This window comes from Yersinia rochesterensis (assembly GCF_003600645.1).
Taxonomy (GTDB): domain Bacteria; phylum Pseudomonadota; class Gammaproteobacteria; order Enterobacterales; family Enterobacteriaceae; genus Yersinia; species Yersinia rochesterensis.
Genome location: NZ_CP032482.1, coordinates 1170810 through 1192449, shown reverse-complemented (window position 1 = coordinate 1192449; position 21640 = coordinate 1170810). Strand labels below are relative to the sequence as shown.

The following is a 21640-nucleotide window of genomic DNA, read 5'->3' as shown; positions in this document are numbered from 1 at the left end:
AAAGTTATGTCTGAAAAAGAGGCAATGGAAATACTTGAGCAGGAATCGTTATGAAACCAAAGCAGCGACAAGTCGCTATCCTGGAATATCTCCAGCAGCACGGTAAAACGGCGGTTGATCAACTTGCCGCCCATTTTTCGACCACTGGCACGACAATCCGCAAAGATTTAACCAGCCTCGAAAATGAAGGTGCAGTGATTCGCACCTATGGCGGGGTAGTATTAAATCGTGATGATGTTGAGCAACCCATCGACCGTAAAACCCATATAAATACCGAGAAGAAAAAACAAATCGCCAAAGCGGCCAGTAAGCTGATTAAAGATGGCGATAGTCTGGTTTTTGATGCGGGCAGTACCGTACTGCAAATGGTGCCGCACCTGACTAAATTCAATAATATTACGGTGATGACCAACAGCTTGCATATCGTCAATGAATTGGTTGAGCTGGATAACGATCAGACTATCTTGATGCCGGGCGGCACTTATCGTAAAGGTTCAGCATCTTTTCATGGTAGCTTGGCAGAATCCGCCTTTGATAACTTCAGCTTCGACAAGCTCTTTATCGGCGCAGATGGCGTCGATCTCAAAGCAGGTGTCACCACGTTTAACGAAGTTTATCATGTCAGTACCGCTATGTGTCACGCCGCCAGCCGTATTATTCTGCTGGTCGACTCTTCCAAATTTGGCCGTAAAAGTCCCAATGTTGTTTGTGCACTGAGTGCCGTCGATACTCTGATTACCGATAAAGGTATTAGCGACGAATATTTGCAGGAACTGCAGAAAATGGGCATTAACATCATTCTGGTTGATAAAGATGACTAATCCATTACTTACCTATGCCCGTGAAACACTGGAGATTGAGCTAACAGAAGCCCAGCGCTTGTTATCACGTTTAGATGATAATTTTGTCCAAGCTTGCGAGCTATTGTTGAGCTGTACCGGCAAAGCGGTTGTTTCTGGCATTGGCAAATCCGGTCATATTGGTAAAAAAATTGCCGCTTCACTGGCCAGCACCGGCACTCCGGCCTTTTTCGTGCATCCAGCCGAGGCATTGCACGGTGATTTAGGTATGATTGGCCCGCAAGATGTGCTGATTTTTATCTCTTATTCGGGCCGAGCTAAAGAACTGGATATGATCCTACCCTTGCTAGCCGACAGCCATATTCCAGTGATTGCAATTACCGGCGGTTTAGAGTCGCCATTAGCGCTGGCGGCGGCTTGCGTGCTGGATATCAGTGTTGAACATGAAGCTTGTCCGATGGGGCTAGCGCCAACATCCAGCGCCGTCAATACCCTGATGATGGGTGACGCGCTGGCAATGGCATTAATGCGCCATCGCGGTTTCAATGCAGAAGACTTTGCGCGCTCACACCCCGGTGGCAGTTTGGGGGCGCGGTTGCTCAACCGAGTTCATCATTTAATGAGAACCGGTGACCGCTTACCGGTGGTAAATGAATCCGATAGCGTAATGGAAGCAATGCTGGAATTGAGTCGCACCGGATTAGGGCTGGTGGCGGTTTGTGATCCAAATCAACGGGTGGTCGGGGTATTCACTGATGGTGATTTACGCCGCTGGTTGGTTAAAGGCGGCACTTTGCAACAGCCGCTCGGCGGCGCGATAACTCGCCCGGGTTACCGCTTGCCAGAACAATGGCGCGCGGGTGAAGCACTGGAAGCTCTGCATCAGCATCATATCAGTGCGGCACCGGTGGTTAACCTTGATGGGAAACTGGTTGGCGCTATCAATCTGCATGATTTGCACCAGGCAGGCGTTGGCTGATACCCCCTTATCTTTCAAGTTGCAGGTGTGTTGGCTGCTTTCCTGCAACTTGAAAACAATCAAGAATCAGTGCCAGTTAGGATCTTGCTCTAATTGTTTTTTCAGCAAAGTCTGAACACTCTCACTCGGGCGACCAAGCCATTGATAAGTCGCGAACTTGCTCGGAGTATTGAGCGCTTCTGGCTTATCCTCTACCGACACTCGCATCCCCCATGCCTGCCAAACTTGTTTTTTATCCTTGCTAAAAGCCACCCACATAAAATTATTACTGCAATCATGAGGTTTGCAAATTCGCCCCACTTTATACTGCTGGCCTTCCCAATTGATGACTTCATACGGCGCGGATGTCCCTACCCCTTTACGCGCCCATGTAGGCAAATTTTTCTGACTCTTCACCATTTTTTGCCAGCTATTTTTATACACCGGTTGTTGTAGAAGATCAGCGGTGGTGGGAAGGGGCTTAGCAGGTGCGCCCTGAACAGGCGCTGAGTCTGATGGAGCCGAAACAACATTCATCGCTGGCTGCGCGAAAGCCCAGGAACTGGCACTGAGTATCGCCGCAGCAACAAGACAATGGAGGGTTTTATGACCTTTCATTATCGAAATCCTTATTATCTGATTAATCTATACCCTAAATATATTGAACAGGCCTCAATGCAATAAATTGGCATGCGTGATAGTAGTTTGCATATTTATGACCCTTAACAGTAGGAAAAGTTGATCCATAGCACGAATTTTCATCCTAATTCTCGTTATACCGCAATCTGTATGACAGCTTGAGGTAAGCTATAAACCAGTAGATGATGAGTTGATAACCACCCGCGAAAAAGGCCCTGCTATGTTGACCCTTGAGTTACCCGAAGCCCCTAAGAAGCTGTATTACTCTGCTGGGGATGCCCATCCGCTAGATAAGCTTGAGAGCGATAAAATCGTCCAAATGGTGGTCGATCTGGATGTTGCCAACTCTGACAGTGAGCACTATGTTACCGGCTGGATGGGGCTAAATAGCGTGGTGGTGATACGGAATTATCAAAATAAGCGCGGCACCGCCAATGGCTTTGTGTTGAACAAAGGGGATAGCTATCGGCTGAGTATTCAGTCGATTGAGTTTCGTATCCCCAAGGTGGTGTTGTGGATGAGTTTTCGCCGCAAGCCCCGCACCATGGAGTTAATCACTTACGAAACATTAGGCGAGCAACCCAGCGGGATGCAGCAATATCGTAATATTCTCGAAGAGGAATTACGCCAGCAACTGGATGAAGATTGGCGTGAACTGAACGATTATCTGGGCGCGGCTTGCTGGCAAATCGAAAATAATGTTCCTTTGTGGCAACAAGCTCATCGAGAAATAACTTTGGCTGCCGTCAGCCAGCTCGCGGCAGCCCCCATTTTCCAAACCAAACCTTTGCAAGCTGACGGCAATTATGCCGGTTTCTGGGCCGGAGAATACTTTTTCGCCGTCAGACAACCCACGGCAGATAACCCGTTGCCAGCAATACAAATTTCTTGGCGGGAAGACGAAAAAAGCATCGGCAGTTATCAGTTCGACCTGATCAAAGATGAAGCTGGCGAGCCGAAGTTGCTACTGTGTATTCGCCCACGCAAAGGGGCTAAAAGTTACCTGCTTAATCGTTTTGATGCTCATCATTTGCAACGTGCCATCGCGATGTTTACGATGACACAGCGCTATTTACTGGCGTAATAATTTCATCGACTTCAGCCTCCAAAGTCAATGGAATTGCAACCAGACAGCCCCCTGCGGTTTCAAGGTCGAAGGGGATTACCACCATTGATGGAAATGGTGCACCGGCCCGATCCCCTGCCCCACCTCGAGGGTGTCGGCTTGTTCCAGTGCCCCTTGCAGATAATCTTTAGCTACACTCAGGGTAGCGGCCCAATTCGCGTGCCGTGGCCGTAATGCCGCCAGTGCAGCCGACAAGGTGCAACCGGTGCCGTGGGTATGTCGGGTATTAATCCGCCGTGTCACAAAGCGCTGCTCACTTTGCGCGGTAAACAGCCAATCTGGGCTTTCTTCGCCACTCAAATGCCCCCCCTTCATCAATACCCCCTGACAGCCGAGAGCTAACAATGCCCGCCCTTGTTCACACATTTCTTGTTCATTATGCGCGGGTTGGCAATCAAGCAATGTTGCGGCTTCCGGTAAATTAGGTGTAATCAAATCAACTTGCGGGAGCAATAAGCGGCGCACCACATCAACGGCCTCTGGTGCAAGTAACGGGTCCCCGCTTTTGGCAACCATCACAGTATCTAACACTACAAATGGAATGGGATAACGCCGTAGTTGCGTAGCAACAATATCGACAATTTCCGCATTTGCCAGCATACCAATTTTGGCGCTATCGATACGCACATCACTGAGGACAGAATCTAGCTGAGCAGCAACAAAAGCGGGTTCGATGGGATAAACAGACTGTACACCACCGGTGTTTTGCGCCACTAAAGCGGTAATAACACTGGTGCCGTAGGCCTGTAATGCAGAAAAGGTTTTCAGATCAGCCTGGATACCGGCACCGCCGCTTGGGTCAGTTCCGGCAATAGTTAACACATTGATACGCTTCATTAATATACTTCCCTACGCTGGCATTATCCAGATCAGGTAATACGGGTAATATCTCAGCCATTCCACTATTTGTGGCAGGCACCCCGAGTCAGAATTGTTATTATCACGGGCAGATGATAGAAGGTCAATAATACATTCACCAAACCAATGGCTTAGTGATATAAATAGCATGTGATAAAAGGGAGCCAAAGCCCCCTTATTCTTCTTCATTATTCTCCGCGTAATGCTTTAACATCATCGGCTTTGATATTCAGTGTGGGTTGCCCAAACTGCTGCAATAGATAATTACTCAAACTGACAACCTGCTCATCAGTTAATGTGTTGGCAAAACCGGGCATAAAGACCTCGCCATCATTGGTTTTGCGCGACACGCCGTGGAGAATGACATTAATCAGGTTATTTTGCGCGGATGCCCCGACCACCGAATTCTTCATCAATGATGGGTAATAACTATCTTTCACGCCCTCACCGGTAAAACTGTGGCAACTGGCACAGTTCCCCAAATACAAGCGCGCGCCGTCAGTGTTATTGTTCCCCGTAACAGTATCCGCCGTGAAAGGTACGCCACGTAAGGTATTAACACTGGTCGCCGACTGCCCCCAATCCGAACGGCTCTTAGTTTCGTCATTTGGATTTAATGGCTTCAGCGTGCGCAGATACACCGCCATTGCATTCAGATCACTGTCAGTCAGATGTCGGGTGCTGTTTTCAATCACTTCCGCCATCGGCCCAGCCGCTTGTGCTTTACCGTCAACATGGCCGCTGCGCAGATATTGTACGACCTGTTGCTGGCTCCAGCCCCCAATCCCAGCATGCGGATCTGAGGTAATATTGAATGCCGTCCAACCATCAATATCAGCACCGGCATAAGCTTTACTGTCTTTCATTCCCATGGTGATATTGCGCGGAGTATGACATTCACCACAATGCCCCAGCGCCTCAACAAAATAAGCCCCCTGGTTCCATTGTGCATCTTTGCTGGTATCGGGCTGGAAGCGCTGCCCCTCAAAATTCACCAGATTCCAGAACCACAGCCCCCAGCGCTGATTGAATGGGAACGGCATGTCATTTTCGCGATTCGGTTGATGCACTGCTGGTAAGCTAAACAAATAAGCTTTTATGGCTTTAACATCATCATCCGTCAGCAAGGTATAAGAGGTATAAGGGAAAGCAGGATAGAGATTCTCGCCGTTTTTGCCTTTCCCTTCATGCAGTGCGCGCAAAAACTCTTCATCCGTCCAACCACCAATTCCGGTTTCTTTATCGGGGGTAATATTCGGCGAATATAAGGTGCCCATCGGGGTTTTAAAGGCCAATCCACCGGCAAAGGGTTTGCCATCTTTAGTGGTGTGGCACGCCACACAGTCTGCGGCTTTGGTCAAATACTCACCCCGCGCAATCAGGTTAGCATCCGCACGAGCATATCCAGTTGCAGCGAATCCCAATGCTATAAACAGGAATTTCATTGAGTGACCTAGGGTTAGCTTTTTCATCTTACACCTCGGCCTTTAAAGTTTCAGCGATACGCAGAGAGAGCGCGGCAATCGTCAAAGTACAGTTCACTGAACCGACAGTTGGCATCACACTGCTGCTGGCGATAAACAAATTTTTGTGGTCATGGCTGCGGCAATCACTGTCCACCACGGAATCTTTGGGGTCATTGCCCATAATGGTGGTGCCAGTAATATGGTTATTATTGGCAAAGTTATTGTGGAACTGCACTTCAGTGCCGCCCATCAATCTGGCCGCTTCGGCATAGACTTGCTGAGTATGCACTGCACTTTTGCGCACATAATCATCCATTGCATAGTAAAATTCCGGCTTCGGAATGCCAATGGCGTCTTTCTCTGTCGGGCTGGGAATAATACGATTTTCCACATGCGGCAAGATTTCATGGAAACTGTCGAATTGCACAAAACGCGCCGCCCGATCGCGGATTTTGGCGTCAAGCTGCGGCCCGAGTTGTAATTCTCCTTGCTTGAGCAACTCAATGGTGACTTGATCTGTGCGGGACAAATTAGATAAATGAATCTTTTTCGCCGCATATTCAGCACGGAATGCGCCATCGCGGAACCCAATCAAAGAGGTCATTTCCTGCGGGCCACGCCCAGGCCAGAGCGGCTCACTAGCCATAAAGGTGACGCCAGTTCCGGGGTGGTCCATCAGATTGCGCCCGACCATATCGGAGCTATTCCCGACACCGAGTGGATTTTTATCATTGGTGGACATCAGCATCAATTTCGGCGTTTCAATGCCATTGGCTGCCAACACAAAATACTTGCCCTCAGCGCGGTGCTCATTACCTTGTGCATCCTTAAACAAAGCGGCGGTAATTTGCTGCTGATCATCCACTTCCAGCTGATAAACCACCGCTTGTGGGCGAATAATAGCCCCCGCCAGCTCGGCTTTTTCAACATGAGTTATGGCGTTATACATCGCCCCTATCGGGCAAATTGGCATACAGTTATTGTTGCCGCAGCAAGTGGGACGGCCATCATAAGGGCGACTGTTGCGCGCCACCGGCTCAGTCACAACATCAAAACGACTGCCATTAAAAGTGTGGCTGTTGAGCACGGTTTTAATGCGCTGTTCATTCCACGATAACGGCAGCGGTGCCATCGGGTAAGGCGCACTACGCGGGGAGCCAAGATCTTCATCACTCGGCCCCCAAACACCGAGTTCCTGCTCTGCGCGTAAATACCATTTTTCCAGCGCGGCATAGTCAATCGGCCAATCGCGCCCGACGCCATAGATTGTTTTTAGCTTGAAATCATTCGGCAGAAAACGCCAGGCCGATGCTGCCCAGTGCCAGGTGGTGCCCCCTACCGCGCGAATATATTGTACATCGTAGGGGTGCTCACCCTTTTGAATCAAATAGTTATTATTAGGGTTAGATTCAGGATGGGGGGCATAAGATGTTGAGGGGTAAGGCGCCATATTGTCTGATTTGTCGGGCTGATTGCGGAAGTTTTCCACAATTTCCCAACGCGAAAGGCGCGGCCCCGCTTCTAAAACCAATACTGACTTGCCAGCCATCGCCAATTGATGCGCGACTAAACCGCCAGCAACGCCCGAGCCAATGACGACGATGTCCACCTTGAGTGTGTCAGCCATAAATGTATCCTCCAAAATTATAAGGCGACATCAGGCTTTACAGCCCAGTATCCGGGTTTATTCGGGCAATAAGAGCGAATAACCAACACATCGGATACCGCATCGAACATTAATGCATTTTCATAACTGATGACTGCCGCATCAGTTCCTTCACCAATCACTCCCACATACCAACCTTGCAAAATCTGCCGGGCAATCTGCTGCTGTAGTGGCGGCCATTGATGAGGTTCGCCGCTAGGTAAAGGTTGTAATAAGGCCAGTTTCTGGTCAAAACCACCGATTTTACCGAGTAAAACCTGATAGAGGCGCTGACCAACCTGCGCATTAAGTTGGCGCTTACCCGTCAGTGCGCGGGAGACCAACATGAATCTTTCAAAGTGCTGCGGCGAGGTTTGAGTTGATGCTGCGAAAGCATCCAAAGAAAGGGGGTTCATCAGGCTGCTGACCAGCCCAACACCGACATACCCGAGTAAACGCCGACGTGAAATGCCGCGTAGCTGAGGTATCGGAGAGCGAGTTACCGACATGTTTTTTCTCCACAAAAGAGCATGCACGCAGTGTTCATCTGTTGATCATGCTGTTAATCAGCATAGTCAATAGATGCGGGTGACTGCGGGCGAAACCACCGAGTAAGGTACTCTCGGCAGTGGCAATCTTGACGAATAATGAATGGAATTCCCGCCTTATGGCGATGTGAATTATAAGATGAAGATGTTAAATATTTAGTTTAGTTGTAAATATTCGTCAAGATTATACCCCTAATTAAGAAGGGTAAAGTTAAATGTGACGCAAGTCACATTTTGTAACTATGATGCCGAGTTATTGCCCCATTCGATTAATACATCAACACGATTAAGAACATGTGCAGCCTGATACCAAATTTTGGTGTATTTAGTTGAGTTGTAAGTTTGTAAAAACGCGATTAACAGCGCTTTTGTTTGCTCCAATGCTGTTTTATCGGTCGGCTGATTTTTATTTTCTTCAAACAGGGTCTCCAGAGCTTCAAGCTTGTGCAGGAAAGCAGCCAATTCATCAGTCCATTCATCTTGATGTAGCCTATTGGCTATTTTTGACAGTAACCAGGGAATATAGTCGTGACTGAGGCTGATATTCTGTACGTGATAATTAGTTGAAGACCAAGTGGTATCAAGTCCCCCACATTGATCGCCAGTTTTATCGCGCATAGACCTCAGTTCACAAACCTCCTTCTCCATATCTAAAGCATATCCTAATGTCTGAGTGCTAATAAATATCGCACCCTGCGGATTTCGCTCATTAAAATTAACAGCATGAGCAATACGAGCGCCTAATTCAGGCCCCATTAATTCACCACGATAATCCATTTTTTGTGGGGTTTCATTGGTATAAAAATGTAGAACTTTATTTTCACGACCATTCACTAAATAGAGAAACTGATGATCAGCTATAAAATTCCACTGCTGATTATAGCGATTATAGGCAATGCCATTATCACAACGATAGCCAATGGAGTTGTCGCTATAACTACTGCGACTATAGGTGAAGTTGATTGGAAAATATTGACCAACAGGATTATTTATCAATGAAAGACATGAAGACTCTATTAACATACGTTCAGCACTCGACTTATTATAAGCAATTAAAGCCTTGGTCTCAGCATTGTAATAAATGTGCATTCCTATTTTATTTCCGCCTAAATACATATTAACATCATCGGTTTTGTCTAAATGATTAACAATAATATCACGATGACCCATCTCATTTAATGACTCTAACGTTTCTTTATATTGTAAAAAAGGTCTTACAGCCAACAATTTCATTTCTTCAATATATTTCTCATCAAACCATATTGTATCATGGTTAATTTGAACTTCAGGGCCATAATCTTGTTTCCCTCGACCAAATAGATGGTTCGATAATATTGGCTTATTTTTTAAATTAATATAAAACCCTTCATCATCCAGTGACAAGGCCGTACTTGTCCCCTGATTAACTAATACTATTTTATTCGCTATTTTTTGCGGCAGCCACCTCTGCCCCGGATTGCTAAAGTCACAATAACTAAATGTCACACCCGCCTTTAAATTATCTTTCCTCCGGTCTGCTGGGAGCAAGCAATAGATATTGCGATCAAAACCTTGCCCGGTAAAGGCGGTCATAATTTGCCCGGTATGGCTGTAAAATATAGAGGAGCTTTGGCTGTCGACATCTGAGGGTCGGCTCTTTCGACTTAAAAGAATACTGTGCCCACTGCTCAAATAATAATTGTAGCCAATATATTTTTCTTGAAACAGCTTAGAGCGATAGCTAAAGATAATTCGTTTATTACTTGGATATAAAGTTTTTGGAAATACACGATAAGAACTGATATCAGAGGTCAGTCCATTTCTTTCCAATTCAGCAGCATTGGTATTTTTATAAAGTGATACTGATTTTCCGGAAAATGAAAAATCACTAAAGACATCGACTTGAAAATTTAATGGTATCTTAATAGATGAAATATTATTATTCCACTGACTAAACAGCCATTCATCTTCAGTATAGGAGGGTACACAAAATTTTTTAGAATCGCCTTTTTCAATATAATTATCGACAGAATAAAAACAGACATTATCATCATCAAAACTATTGGATATTGCACTAAATGAGATAAAAACTAAACTATAAAAAACCTTACATACTTGAACATTGATATTCATGCTTCACCTTTAAAGAGTAAGCTAGCAGAAACATGCTATTTTGCATGAGCCAATAAGTAATAACTTGATTTTTTATACTCACACAAACATAAACGACATCAAAGAACAATCCACATAAAATGAATTCATTTTTTACTGACATTTAAAGGCAAAATAATAAATACATTTTTTCTTATAGCTAAAATAAAAATAAAAAACCCCCGAAATATCGGAGGTTTTATTTATATCAGTGGAAATATCTTATTGATAAAATAAAATATTTATTCCCACTCAATGGTTGCTGGTGGCTTGCCGCTAATATCATAAACCACACGAGAAATACCATTCACTTCATTAATGATGCGGTTTGACACGCGACCTAGGAAATCATATGGCAGATGCGCCCAATGCGCAGTCATGAAATCGATGGTTTCAACAGCACGCAGTGAAACAACCCAATCATATTTACGGCCATCACCCATTACGCCGACGGAACGAACCGGCAGGAAGACGGTGAAGGCTTGGCTGACTTTATTGTACAGATCCGCTTTGTGCAGCTCTTCAATAAAGATCGCGTCGGCGCGGCGCAGTAAATCGCAATATTCTTTCTTCACTTCGCCCAATACACGCACCCCCAAACCTGGGCCTGGGAATGGATGGCGATATAGCATGTCGTACGGCAGGCCCAGCTCCAGACCAATCTTACGCACTTCGTCTTTAAACAACTCTTTCAGTGGCTCGACCAAGCCCAACTTCATCTCTTTCGGCAAGCCGCCCACATTATGGTGAGATTTAATCACATGCGCTTTACCGGTAGCGGATGCTGCTGACTCAATCACATCTGGGTAGATAGTGCCCTGTGCCAGCCATTTCACCTGTTCTTGTTTGCAAGCTTCTTCATCAAACAGCTCTACAAACACGCGACCGATAATTTTACGTTTTGCTTCTGGTTCATCAACACCAGCCAATGCCGTCAGGAAACGTTCTTCCGCTGCTACATGGACAATATTCAGACCAAATTTATCGCCGAACATTTCCAATACTTGATCAGCTTCGTTCAAGCGTAACAGGCCGTTATCAACAAACACACAAGTCAGGCGTTTGCCAATCGCACGGTGCAGCAGCATCGCGGTTACTGAAGAATCAACCCCCCCGGATAAGCCCAAAATCACGTGGTCTTCACCGATTTGCTCACGCAGGCGCACAATCGCATCTTCAATAATGGTGGCTGGGGTCCACAGCGCTTCACAGGCACAGATATCCAGAACGAAGCGCTCCAACAGGCGTTGGCCTTGCTTGGTGTGTGTCACTTCAGGATGGAATTGCACACCATAAAAACGTTTTTCTTCATTGGCCATAATGGCAAACGGGCAGGTATCCGTGCTGGCAACCGTCACAAAGTCAGACGGGATTGCAGTCACTTTGTCGCCATGGCTCATCCACACATCCAATACGGCTTCACCCGCTGGATTGATCGCATCTTTGATATCGCGAATAAGTGCGCTGTCAGTTTTAATCTCAACCTGCGCATAGCCAAATTCGCGCTGGTTTGACCCTTCAACTTTACCGCCCAACTGCATAGCCATGGTTTGCATGCCGTAACACACACCCAGCACAGGGACACCGGCAGTGAACACATAATCCGGCGCGCGTGGGCTGTCGTGTTCAGTGGTGCTTTCAGGGCCGCCAGAAAGAATAATGCCGCTTGGATTAAAATCGCGGATCTGGGCTTCAGTCACGTCCCACGCCCAAAGTTCACAATAGACACCAATTTCACGAACACGTCGCGCCACCAGTTGGGTGTACTGCGAGCCGAAATCGAGGATAAGGATGCGATGCTTATGAATATTTTTTGTCATGTGTGCCGCTTTTAAAAATAATTAATTAAATTAAATGGTTACCAGAGTCACTTCCGTCGGAAAAACCAACAAGCTAGTTAATGTCCGCAGCCCAGCATGCGCAGTTGACACCAAGTCAATGAGCAATACGAGCAGCGGACAATCACCAAATTCGCCGGTTTAGCCCTTGGAATTAACCCATCCGATAATTCGGGGATTCTTTGGTGATGGTAACATCATGCACATGGCTTTCTTGAATCCCAGCACCACTGATACGCACAAACTCAGCTTTGGTACGCAATTCATTGATAGTGCCGCAGCCGGTCAGCCCCATACAAGAGCGCAAGCCCCCCATTTGCTGATGCACAATCTCTTTCAACAAACCTTTGTATGCCACACGCCCTTCAATACCTTCCGGTACTAATTTATCGGCAGCATTATCGGTCTGGAAGTAGCGATCTGAAGAGCCTTTGGACATCGCGCCCAATGACCCCATACCGCGGTAAGATTTGAATGAACGGCCTTGATAGAGTTCGATTTCACCGGGTGATTCTTCTGTCCCTGCCAGCATCGAGCCGACCATGACACATGAAGCACCCGCAGCAATGGCTTTAGCAATATCACCAGAGAAACGAATACCACCATCCGCAATAACCGGGATACCAGTGCCTTCCAGCGCTTCGACGGCATCAGCAATTGCAGTAATCTGTGGCACACCAACGCCAGTCACAATACGGGTGGTACAGATTGAGCCAGGGCCGATACCCACTTTGACCGCGCTCACGCCAGCATCGGCCAATGCTTTCGCACCTGCCCCTGTCGCGACATTACCACCAACAATTTGCAGGTTAGGATATTTGGCTCGGGTTTCGCGAATGCGCTGTAACACGCCCTCGGAATGACCATGAGATGAGTCGATAAGTAAAACATCAACACCCGCAGCGACCAGCGCGTCGATACGCTCTTCATTGCCCGCACCGGCACCGACAGCGGCACCAACACGCAGACGGCCATGCTCGTCTTTACAGGCGTTTGGCTTGCGTTCTGCTTTTTGGAAATCTTTCACGGTAATCATGCCGCGCAGATGGAAGCTATCGTCAACGACCAGCACTTTCTCGACACGTTTTTCATGCATTTTTTGCAGTACAACTTCGCGGGCTTCGCCTTCTTTGACCGTTACCAAGCGCTCTTTCGGTGTCATCACCGCCGTCACGGGTTGGTCCAGATCAGTCACAAAGCGCACATCACGGCCAGTAATGATCCCAACCAGCTCGTAATCTTCGGTCACTACCGGATAACCGGCGAAACCGTTACGGGCGGTCAGTTCTTTAACCTGACGGAGAGTTGTGGTTGGCGTTACAGTCTGTGGCTCAGTCACCACGCCACTTTCGTGTTTTTTCACGCGGCTGACTTCTTCAGCCTGGCGCTCAATGGACATATTTTTGTGGATGAAACCTAAACCGCCCTCTTGTGCCAGCGCAATGGCCAGACGAGCTTCGGTTACGGTATCCATTGCTGCGGACAGCATAGGGATATTCAGGCGGATAGTTGCAGTCAGTTGGGTACCAAGTTCTGCTGTATTAGGCAAGACTGTGGAGTGGGCTGGAACCAGGAGAACGTCGTCAAATGTTAGAGCTTCTTTCGCGATACGTAGCATGGGCAATATCTCACCAAGGTGAATGTGAAAAAGATAAAATATTGCCGTGGCATTATACAGAGCGTAATCGGTTGCCTCCAGCACTTTCTCATTATTTTTCTTGCTATGCGGTTTGAGGCAGGTAATATCGATCAATTAAGTGCTTGTTTTAAAATTTGATCCAGGTCACATGTCACAAACTTCTGCGTCATCAATTTTTACCGTCAGCCGCCTTAATCAGACGGTGCGACAACTGCTGGAAATGGAAATGGGCCAAATTTGGCTCACGGCCGAGATTTCCAATTTCTCTCAGCCTTCGTCTGGTCACTGGTATTTCACCTTAAAAGACGACCGGGCGCAGGTGCGCTGCGCGATGTTTCGCAACAGCAATCGCCGAACCACTTTCCGCCCGCAAAATGGCCAGCAAGTTTTGGTCAGGGCATCAATTACCCTGTATGAACCGCGCGGTGACTACCAGTTAATTGCTGAAAGTATGCAACCTGCTGGCGACGGGCTACTGCAACAACAGTTTGAGCAGCTTAAACAACAACTGGCCACAGAAGGGCTTTTTGATCAAAGTCACAAGCAACCACTACCCAGTCCAGCCAGACAAGTCGGGGTGATAACCTCATCTAGCGGCGCGGCTCTGCACGATGTTTTGCACGTTTTACAACGCCGTGATCCATCACTGCCAGTGATTATTTATCCAACAGCAGTGCAAGGTGCCGATGCCCCCCTACAGATAGTCCGAGCCATTCACTTGGCTAATCTGCGCGGAGAATGTGATGTGCTGATCGTCGGGCGGGGTGGCGGTTCACTGGAAGATTTGTGGAGTTTTAATGACGAGCGAGTCGCCCGCGCCATTTTTAACAGCCGAATTCCCATTGTCAGTGCGGTCGGCCATGAAACCGATGTCACCATTGCGGACTTTGTCGCAGATTTACGCGCCCCAACCCCGTCAGCCGCCGCAGAACTGGTCAGCCGCAACCAAATTGAGCTGGTCCGGCAAATTCAGGGGCAGCAGCAGCGCATGGAAATGGCGATGGATTATTATCTGGCGCAGCGTAGCCAGCAATTTAGCCGCCTTGAGCATCGGCTCCAACAGCAACACCCACATTTGCGCCTAGCGCGTCAGCAAACACTGCTGTTGAAGTTACAGCGCCGTCTGGAAGACAGCGCGCAAAACCAAATTCGCTCATTAGGCCGGCGCACTGAACGGCTCCAGCAGCGCTTGATTCAAGTTCAACCGCAAGGGCAAATTCACCGTTATAACCAACGGGTACAGCAGCAGGAATACCGCTTGCGCCAAGCATTAGAGCGCCAACTGAATGGCTATCGTCAGCGCTTTGGTATCGCCTGCTCGCAATTGGAGGCAGTCAGTCCATTAGCTACATTGGCCCGCGGCTACAGTGTCACACAGACCCCCGCAGGCACCTTGCTTAAGACTACCAAACAAGTGCATACCGGCGACAAGCTAACGACCCGACTGCAAGATGGCTGGGTGGAAAGTGAAATCACTCAAATCAATGTGACAAAAAAGCCCCGTCAGCGTAAGCCGACCCATTAGCCAAATCGCCACCTTTGAAATAATTTGATGTTGCCGGTAGGCGGCAAGAGAGAGACAAATTGGTCGGGAACCGATTTGAACAGTATTTATGCTCGCCCGCAGGGTGAGCCTCAGGGATGAGGCTCATTAATTCCGAATCATTTACCCAAATAAGTGATTCAGGTGAGCAATCAGACTGTCGGCAGATAACTAAAAAGAACGCGGCTTTTCGAAATCAACCCATGACCATTCTGGCAAAAATAATCAACGGCCCCACAAGCTTTCAACACTTGGAGCGGTTTGGCGCAATCAGGGCAATCGGCCTGTTGCTGATAGTTGCCGTGGCAGTTAGAGCAGTGAAAGTGACCACTCACTTGCGTCATTGCTTTCTGACAAATCGGACATAATGCATCCATCATTTCTCTCCTCGAATTGACTTAAAAACTCACATTACGCCCAGTGCGCGTAAGAAATAAATCCCAATAGCAGTCGTGAAAAATGAGCCGACGGTAGTAATCGCAATAATATTCGCAGCCAGCGTCGCATTTCCCCCCATCGCCCGGGTCATGACATAGCTACCCGCAGCAGTCGGAGTTGCAGAAAATAGAAAAATAATCCCTAAGGTTGCACCACGGAACCCCATCAGCAAACCGCCTAAAGTCATCAATATTGGCACGATGAATAATTTTGCCACTGAGGATAACGCAGCCACATTAGAGGAGCGGAACATCGCATGCCAATCCAGACTCGCGCCAGTGCAGAGTAATGCCAGTGGGAGTGCCAAGGCGGAGATATAACTGCCTGTCTGGACAATGACTTGAGGAATAGGTAGACGGGTTTGAGCATAGGCCAAACCACACACCAAACCAATAATCAGAGGATTGGTGACAATGCTGCGTAGTAATGCCAATTTGCTGATTTTCCCGCCCTGCCCACCTTGTAAGCTGCGGGTCAGTGTTATCACTGACAGCATATTAAATAATATGACGGTCACCGTCAGGTACATCGAGCCCAGCGCTACCCCTTCGGCACCATAGGCCGTCATGGCAAATGCCAAGCCGACAATCGCGGTATTAGCTCTGAAACCACCCTGCACGAACACACCGCGCTCACGCGGGTCTTTTACCAGCCACTTGGCGGCAATTTCGAGCAATAAAAATGTCACTAAGGTGCCAACCGCACCATAGATCACTAAGGGCAAGTTATCCATCAAGCTGACATGATTGGTCGCAACACTGAAAAACAGCAAACAAGGAAGCGCCAGATTGAAGACAACTCGGGTTGCACCATCGCAGAACCGATCATCCATCAAGCCATAGCGCCGTAACAATACACCCAGTAACATCATCAATAAGTTGGGCACTGTTACACCAAACGCGAAACTCCAGGTTTCCCAAGACATGGCTGACGTTCAACTCCTTTTGTTTTGCGCGACTCACCCCAGAGAACAACCCCCTAAGAGGGTGCGCTAAAAATGCAAAAAGCGCGGGATGCCCGCGCTTTGCTGCTATTACTTACCTTTTTTCAGGTGCGACATCAAACGCTTACGTTTCCGCATCTGATTTGGCGTCAGAGTATTGCGTTTGCCCGCAAACGGGTTTTCACCCTCTTTAAACTGAATGCGGATTGGCGTACCCATAACTTTCAATGAACGACGGAAGTAATTCATCAGGTAGCGTTTGTAAGAATCAGACAAATCAGTGACCTGATTGCCATGGATAACCACGATAGGCGGGTTATAGCCACCGGCATGCGCGTATTTCAACTTCACTCGACGACCACGAACCAACGGAGGCTGATGGTCTTCCTCTGCCATTTGCATTATACGAGTCAGTAAGGAAGTACCTACTCGCTTAGTTGAACAGTCATAGGCTTCCTGAATGGATTCAAACAGGTTGCCGACGCCACTGCCATGCAAAGCGGAGATAAAGTGAATACGAGCAAAGTCAACAAAGCCGAGGCGCAGGTCTAGCATATCTTTAACCTGAGCACGGGCTTCTTCTGTCATGCCATCCCATTTGTTGACCGCAATAACAAGTGAGCGCCCACTATTGAGAATAAAGCCTAACAGAGACAAATCTTGATCTGAAATACCATCACGGGCATCAATAACCAACAGCACCACATTGGAATCTTCAATTGCCTGTAAGGTTTTAATCACTGAGAATTTTTCAACTGTCTCAGTAATTTTACCGCGTTTACGCACACCCGCAGTATCAATCAGAATATATTCACGCTCATCGCGGGTCATTGGAATATAAATACTGTCGCGGGTGGTACCCGGCAGGTCATAAACCACCACACGGTCTTCACCGAGGATACGGTTAGTTAGTGTGGACTTCCCTACGTTAGGACGCCCGACGATAGCCAGCTTGATTGGCAGAGTTCGCGGGTCAAAATCATCTTCTTCGTCTTCTGGGATTTCATCTTCGTCAGCTTCCTGCGCTGCCCAATAGGCCGCATTAGCTTCTTCGTCTGTCAGCTCAACTTCTGGCTCTTCGGCGTCCATATAAGGCGCCATAACATCTTCAATCAGCTGAGTCACACCACGGCCATGGGAAGCCGCAATAGCATGAACTTCACCTAATCCTAATGAATAGAAATCGGCGGCAGCAGTATCGGCGTCAATACCATCAGTTTTGTTGGCAACCAGGAAGGTGGCTTTCTCACGGCTGCGTAAATGCTGGGCAATGCCCTGATCCGCTGGCATCAACCCGGCGCGCGCATCGACCATAAACAGGACAATATCGGCTTCTTCAATCGCCAATAACGATTGACCCGCCATCTTGGTTTCTACGCCATCTTCTGTGCCATCAATACCTCCGGTATCGATAACAATAAACTCATGACCCTCGACCTCGGCACGACCATACTTACGGTCACGCGTTAGCCCGGGAAAGTCCGCAACTAACGCATCACGGGTGTGCGTTAAGCGGTTAAATAAAGTGGATTTACCCACATTCGGGCGCCCGACCAGCGCGATGACAGGTATCATTTTTGGAGCCTCATTACTTAATTTTCAAAGCGTTACAGCGCTGTATCGAATATTCGACAGCGCAGTTTTTAGAATACAAACGGCCCCTGAACCTCAGGAGCCGTTTAAAAACCTTTGTCCTTGAAGTTACAGCGGTGTGACTTACTGCAACGCCAAGGCACTCAGGTATTAGCCTGTTAAACAGGCGCTAAATCAGGATTAACGGGTGAACGCGTATACCGTGCCGCCTCTTGCCTGCACCAGCAACTTATCGCTGGCAACCACAGGCGCACTCAGGAAGCCAGAGCTGTCTACACTCTGCTGAGCAACAAAACGACCATCATCGGTATTCACCCAATGCAGATAACCTTCGGCATCACCTACAACCAGATAACCATTATACATCACTGGCGCGGTCAAGTTACGATGTAATAAATCGCTTTGACTCCAAAGGGTTATGCCGCCATCGGTCTTCAGTGCAACAATGCGGTCATTCTGATCGACCAGATAAATACGGCCACCGTCAACAATGATGTCATTGACTGAACCCATTTCGCGTTTCCACAAAATCTGGCCAGAGCGCAGATCCAGTGCAGTCAGATTACCGTTGTATGCCAGAGCATAAACCACGCCATCAACAACGACTGGGGTGGTATCGACATCATTCAGGCGGTCAATTTCAGTGGTCCCGGTCACTTGGGAAATACGTTGCTGCCAAATCAACTGGCCCTGTTCCATCATCACCGCACTAACACGGCCATTATCACCACCGACAATAGCTGCACCGAATGCCACTGTTGGGGCTGATTCACCACGCAGAGACAATGCAGGAGTATCGAGGTTTAGAGTCCACTTAATTGCACCGTCAGACTCATTCAGTGCTTGCAGCATGCCATTGGAAGTATGGATCAGTACCACACCATCGCTGACAACCGGACGGGACAAGGCTTCGCCCGCAACCGCCGTCTGCCATGCAACCTTACCATCGTCAGAATTAAGGGCATACACCACCGCTTTCTCACTGCCGACATACACATGAGCACCTGAAGCGGTTACGCCGCCAGATAACATTGCAGAACGGTTACTGGAGAGGAAGTTGGTTTTCTCAGACAGGTCGGTTTGCCAAATTTGCTTGCCGGTATCGGCTTCCATGGCTTTTACCAGACCTTTACGGTCTGCCGCAAAGACAGAAGTCCCCTGCCAGGCTGGGCGCAGATGAGAGTAGTAATCACCAACACCACCACCAACAGAAGTGCTCCACACTTTAGTCGGTGTGAATTGATTCTCAACTTTTGGCAGTGGCGACATGGTAACCACATCTTCTTCACTGTTGAACAGTGAACAACCACTCAATAGGGCAACAGATACCAGTCCTACTAAGAGTGTTTTACGCAATTGCATGGGAATACCCCTTAGCTGGACAAATTATTCAATTTCATGCGCAGCAAAGCTTGCAGCGCCTGAGAAGCATTTGATTCGACGCCTTTACTGTAAGCTGCCCGTGCACCTGCGGTATCACCTTTGCTTAATAATGCATCGCCACGAACATCTTGCGCCATCGCAGTCCAGCCATCACCTTGCACTGCATCCAGAGTTTTCAATGCTTCATCTGGTTTTTTCAATTGCAGTTGCAAACGAGCAAGACGCAGATTAATCAGCGACAACAGATTTTCATCTTTTGTCTGGCCCAATGCTTGGGTAAGTTGCTGTGCCGCTTTATCAAACTCGTTTTGCTCAACAAAATGGTGAGCCAGTTCTAACCCGGCCAATACGCCGTAGTTATTTTTATTGCCCTGAACAAATTTTTCAGCAAGAGCAACACCATCAGCACTATTGGCTGATAAAGCATCACTGGCTTGCTGATAGGCAGAGGAGGCTTCCGTCAAGACAGTGTTCTGATGACTCTGCCAGTAACGCCAACCCACTAATGCACCAATCCCGAGCACCACACCCACGGCTAGCGCTTTACCATTCTCACTAAAGAAACGGCGTACTGCATCAACCTGGTCATTATCAGTGGTATAGACTTCCACGGTGTCTCTCTCCTTAAACCAACATCAAAGCCAGACGCGCAGCAACATCCGCTTGCGCCAGCGTTTCTTGTTCACCCGTTCGCAAATCTTTTACGACCACTTGCTGTGCAGCCACTTCGCTTTCACCAAGTATTAATGCGACGCGGGCACCCCATTTATCAGCGCGGGTAATTTGTTTTTTGAAATTACCGCCGCCGTAGTTAGTCATCAACTTTAGCGTTGGCAAATCATCACGCAGGCGCTCAGCAAGTTGCATAGCAGCACTTTGTGCCCCCTCACCCGATGAAATGAGATACACATCAATTGTCGCTGGCACTTGGAAGTCAGGATTAACTGCCTGTACCAACAGGACTAAACGTTCAAGCCCCATAGCAAAACCAACAGCAGGTGTTGCACGACCACCCAGTTGCTCTACCAAGCCGTCATAGCGCCCACCGGCACAAACTGTACCTTGTGCGCCCAAACTGTTGGTTACCCACTCAAATACCGTGCGGTTGTAATAATCCAAACCACGGACTAAACGCTCATTGACGGTATATGGGATACTGGCCTGGTCTAAAAGTTCACACAAGCCCGCAAAATGTTGTTTGGATTCTTCATCCAGATAATCAGACAGTTTAGGCGCGTCATTAAGTAACAGCTGAACATCCGGATTTTTGGAATCCAACACCCGTAATGGGTTGCTGTACATGCGGCGCTTACAATCTTCGTCCAGCACGTCAACATGTTGTTCCAAGAAAGTGACCAATGCTTCGCGGTAATCTGCGCGCGCATCCAATGAACCAATAGAGTTCAATTCAAGCTGTACATGCTCTGAAATCCCCAACGCACGCCACCAGCGGGCAGTTAGTAGAATCAATTCTGCATCAATATCAGGCCCTTGTAGACCAAAGACCTCTGCGCCCAACTGATGAAACTGACGGTAGCGCCCTTTTTGTGGACGCTCATAGCGGAACATCGGGCCGATATACCACAGACGCTGTTCTTGATTGTACAGCAGACCATGTTCAATGCCTGCGCGCACGCACCCTGCGGTGCCTTCCGGGCGCAGTGTCAGACTTTCGCCATTGCGATCGTCAAAGGTATACATCTCTTTCTCAACCACGTCGGTAACTTCACCGATAGCGCGCTTGAATAACGGGGTCTGCTCTACAATCGGCATGCGGATTTCGCTATAACCGTAGCCCGCCAGCACTTGTTTTAAAATGCTTTCAATACGCTGCCATATCGCCGTATCGGCTGGCAGGTAATCGTTCATACCACGGATGGCTTGAATGTTCTTTGCCACGTCTGTTCTCTGTAGTTTTATGTCCGGTCTACTTGATGTTGCAGCGGTGTCGGCAGCAACGCCAATGACATTGGGCATAGTGCAAAAAATAAAGCCGATTATAGAGGCTTGCCACCCACATATTCAATGGCGACAGTTTGTTATACCCGTCATACTTCAAGCTACATATGCGTTGGCTACGTTCAATCACCCGA

The 21640-nt window shown here is 48.0% G+C and carries 18 protein-coding genes and 1 riboswitch; of the genes, 4 read left to right on the top strand and 14 right to left on the bottom strand.

All coding sequences use genetic code 11. The features are described from left to right. Positions 1–50: 50 nt before the first annotated feature. Positions 51–821, top strand: coding sequence for a glucitol operon DNA-binding transcriptional repressor SrlR (gene srlR, locus DXZ79_RS05545; RefSeq protein ID WP_038635260.1), 771 nt, complete (start codon positions 51–53; stop codon positions 819–821). Continuing rightward, positions 814–1779, top strand: coding sequence for an arabinose-5-phosphate isomerase GutQ (gutQ, locus tag DXZ79_RS05540; protein ID WP_038635263.1), 966 nt, complete (start codon positions 814–816; stop codon positions 1777–1779). Before srlR ends, gutQ begins: the two co-directional genes overlap by 8 nt. A gap of 66 nt (positions 1780–1845) precedes the next feature. On the opposite strand, the gene DXZ79_RS05535 is transcribed toward gutQ, so the two are convergent. Then, positions 1846–2376, bottom strand: coding sequence for an inhibitor of vertebrate lysozyme family protein (locus DXZ79_RS05535; protein ID WP_050291481.1), 531 nt, complete (start codon positions 2374–2376; stop codon positions 1846–1848). 241 nt (positions 2377–2617) lie between these two features. Here DXZ79_RS05535 and DXZ79_RS05530 point away from each other — a divergent pair, with 241 nt between their 5' ends. Further along, positions 2618–3481 carry a hypothetical protein gene (locus tag DXZ79_RS05530; protein ID WP_038635269.1) on the top strand — a complete coding sequence of 288 codons (864 nt, stop codon included), beginning with the start codon at positions 2618–2620 and terminating at the stop codon, positions 3479–3481. 78 nt (positions 3482–3559) lie between these two features. On the opposite strand, the gene thiD is transcribed toward DXZ79_RS05530, so the two are convergent. From thiD to guaB, 7 genes are all read right to left on the bottom strand, one after another. Next, positions 3560–4360, bottom strand: coding sequence for a bifunctional hydroxymethylpyrimidine kinase/phosphomethylpyrimidine kinase (thiD, locus tag DXZ79_RS05525; RefSeq protein WP_038635272.1), 801 nt, complete (start codon positions 4358–4360; stop codon positions 3560–3562). Beyond that, positions 4353–4456: riboswitch (TPP riboswitch) on the bottom strand. It overlaps the preceding gene by 8 nt. A 113-nt stretch (positions 4457–4569) precedes the next feature. After that, a complete protein-coding gene (locus DXZ79_RS05520) occupies positions 4570–5853 on the bottom strand; it encodes a cytochrome c (RefSeq protein ID WP_050291483.1) in 1284 nt (427 codons plus the stop codon). Position 5854: 1 nt separating this feature from the next. Continuing rightward, entirely contained in the window at positions 5855–7474 is a 1620-nt protein-coding gene (locus tag DXZ79_RS05515; RefSeq protein WP_120011145.1) for a GMC family oxidoreductase, read from the bottom strand. A 17-nt stretch (positions 7475–7491) separates the two neighbouring features. Next, positions 7492–8001 carry a sugar dehydrogenase complex small subunit gene (locus DXZ79_RS05510; protein ID WP_120011144.1) on the bottom strand — a complete coding sequence of 170 codons (510 nt, stop codon included), beginning with the start codon at positions 7999–8001 and terminating at the stop codon, positions 7492–7494. Between the two features lie 279 nt (positions 8002–8280). Next, complete coding sequence (locus DXZ79_RS05505; RefSeq protein WP_050291484.1) at positions 8281–10152, bottom strand: hypothetical protein; 1872 nt, start codon at positions 10150–10152, stop codon at positions 8281–8283. 260 nt (positions 10153–10412) lie between these two features. After that, entirely contained in the window at positions 10413–11990 is a 1578-nt protein-coding gene (gene guaA, locus DXZ79_RS05500) for a glutamine-hydrolyzing GMP synthase (protein ID WP_038635417.1), read from the bottom strand. A 172-nt stretch (positions 11991–12162) separates the two neighbouring features. Next, positions 12163–13626, bottom strand: a complete 1464-nt coding sequence (gene guaB, locus DXZ79_RS05495; RefSeq protein ID WP_038639720.1) for an IMP dehydrogenase — start codon at positions 13624–13626, stop codon at positions 12163–12165. Positions 13627–13795: 169 nt separating this feature from the next. Here guaB and xseA point away from each other — a divergent pair, with 169 nt between their 5' ends. Continuing rightward, positions 13796–15172 (top strand): exodeoxyribonuclease VII large subunit, encoded by a 1377-nt coding sequence (gene xseA, locus DXZ79_RS05490; protein ID WP_038635420.1) that lies wholly within the window; start codon positions 13796–13798, stop codon positions 15170–15172. A gap of 170 nt (positions 15173–15342) precedes the next feature. Here the strand turns inward: xseA and DXZ79_RS05485 are convergent, their stop codons facing one another. The 6 genes from DXZ79_RS05485 to hisS form a co-directional block, all read right to left on the bottom strand. Further along, positions 15343–15567 carry a zinc ribbon domain-containing protein gene (locus DXZ79_RS05485; RefSeq protein ID WP_120011143.1) on the bottom strand — a complete coding sequence of 75 codons (225 nt, stop codon included), beginning with the start codon at positions 15565–15567 and terminating at the stop codon, positions 15343–15345. A gap of 29 nt (positions 15568–15596) precedes the next feature. After that, positions 15597–16553 (bottom strand): AEC family transporter, encoded by a 957-nt coding sequence (locus DXZ79_RS05480; RefSeq protein WP_038635426.1) that lies wholly within the window; start codon positions 16551–16553, stop codon positions 15597–15599. A 108-nt stretch (positions 16554–16661) separates the two neighbouring features. Further along, positions 16662–18146 (bottom strand): ribosome biogenesis GTPase Der, encoded by a 1485-nt coding sequence (gene der, locus DXZ79_RS05475; protein ID WP_004391234.1) that lies wholly within the window; start codon positions 18144–18146, stop codon positions 16662–16664. Positions 18147–18344: 198 nt separating this feature from the next. Further along, positions 18345–19526 (bottom strand): outer membrane protein assembly factor BamB, encoded by a 1182-nt coding sequence (bamB, locus tag DXZ79_RS05470; RefSeq protein WP_038635430.1) that lies wholly within the window; start codon positions 19524–19526, stop codon positions 18345–18347. Between the two features lie 11 nt (positions 19527–19537). Further along, positions 19538–20158 carry a YfgM family protein gene (locus DXZ79_RS05465; protein WP_038635435.1) on the bottom strand — a complete coding sequence of 207 codons (621 nt, stop codon included), beginning with the start codon at positions 20156–20158 and terminating at the stop codon, positions 19538–19540. Positions 20159–20171: 13 nt separating this feature from the next. Next, positions 20172–21446, bottom strand: coding sequence for a histidine--tRNA ligase (hisS, locus tag DXZ79_RS05460; protein WP_038635437.1), 1275 nt, complete (start codon positions 21444–21446; stop codon positions 20172–20174). Between the last annotated feature and the right edge of the window lie 194 nt (positions 21447–21640).

Bases quoted from the DNA above. Each gene is read 5' to 3' on its own strand.
- DXZ79_RS05535 (WP_050291481.1), bottom strand. From the start codon at position 2,376: ATGAAAGGTCATAAAACCCTCCATTGTCTTGTTGCTGCGGCGATACTC.
- DXZ79_RS05505 (WP_050291484.1), bottom strand. From the start codon at position 10,152: ATGAATATCAATGTTCAAGTATGTAAGGTTTTTTATAGTTTAGTTTTT.
- DXZ79_RS05485 (WP_120011143.1), bottom strand. From the start codon at position 15,567: ATGGATGCATTATGTCCGATTTGTCAGAAAGCAATGACGCAAGTGAGT.
- bamB (WP_038635430.1), bottom strand. From the start codon at position 19,526: ATGCAATTGCGTAAAACACTCTTAGTAGGACTGGTATCTGTTGCCCTA.
- DXZ79_RS05515 (WP_120011145.1), bottom strand. From the start codon at position 7,474: ATGGCTGACACACTCAAGGTGGACATCGTCGTCATTGGCTCGGGCGTT.
- guaA (WP_038635417.1), bottom strand. From the start codon at position 11,990: ATGACAAAAAATATTCATAAGCATCGCATCCTTATCCTCGATTTCGGC.
- DXZ79_RS05520 (WP_050291483.1), bottom strand. From the start codon at position 5,853: ATGAAAAAGCTAACCCTAGGTCACTCAATGAAATTCCTGTTTATAGCA.
- DXZ79_RS05510 (WP_120011144.1), bottom strand. From the start codon at position 8,001: ATGTCGGTAACTCGCTCTCCGATACCTCAGCTACGCGGCATTTCACGT.
- guaB (WP_038639720.1), bottom strand. From the start codon at position 13,626: ATGCTACGTATCGCGAAAGAAGCTCTAACATTTGACGACGTTCTCCTG.
- thiD (WP_038635272.1), bottom strand. From the start codon at position 4,360: ATGAAGCGTATCAATGTGTTAACTATTGCCGGAACTGACCCAAGCGGC.
- der (WP_004391234.1), bottom strand. From the start codon at position 18,146: ATGATACCTGTCATCGCGCTGGTCGGGCGCCCGAATGTGGGTAAATCC.
- DXZ79_RS05530 (WP_038635269.1), top strand. From the start codon at position 2,618: ATGTTGACCCTTGAGTTACCCGAAGCCCCTAAGAAGCTGTATTACTCT.
- gutQ (WP_038635263.1), top strand. From the start codon at position 814: ATGACTAATCCATTACTTACCTATGCCCGTGAAACACTGGAGATTGAG.
- srlR (WP_038635260.1), top strand. From the start codon at position 51: ATGAAACCAAAGCAGCGACAAGTCGCTATCCTGGAATATCTCCAGCAG.
- DXZ79_RS05480 (WP_038635426.1), bottom strand. From the start codon at position 16,553: ATGTCTTGGGAAACCTGGAGTTTCGCGTTTGGTGTAACAGTGCCCAAC.
- xseA (WP_038635420.1), top strand. From the start codon at position 13,796: ATGTCACAAACTTCTGCGTCATCAATTTTTACCGTCAGCCGCCTTAAT.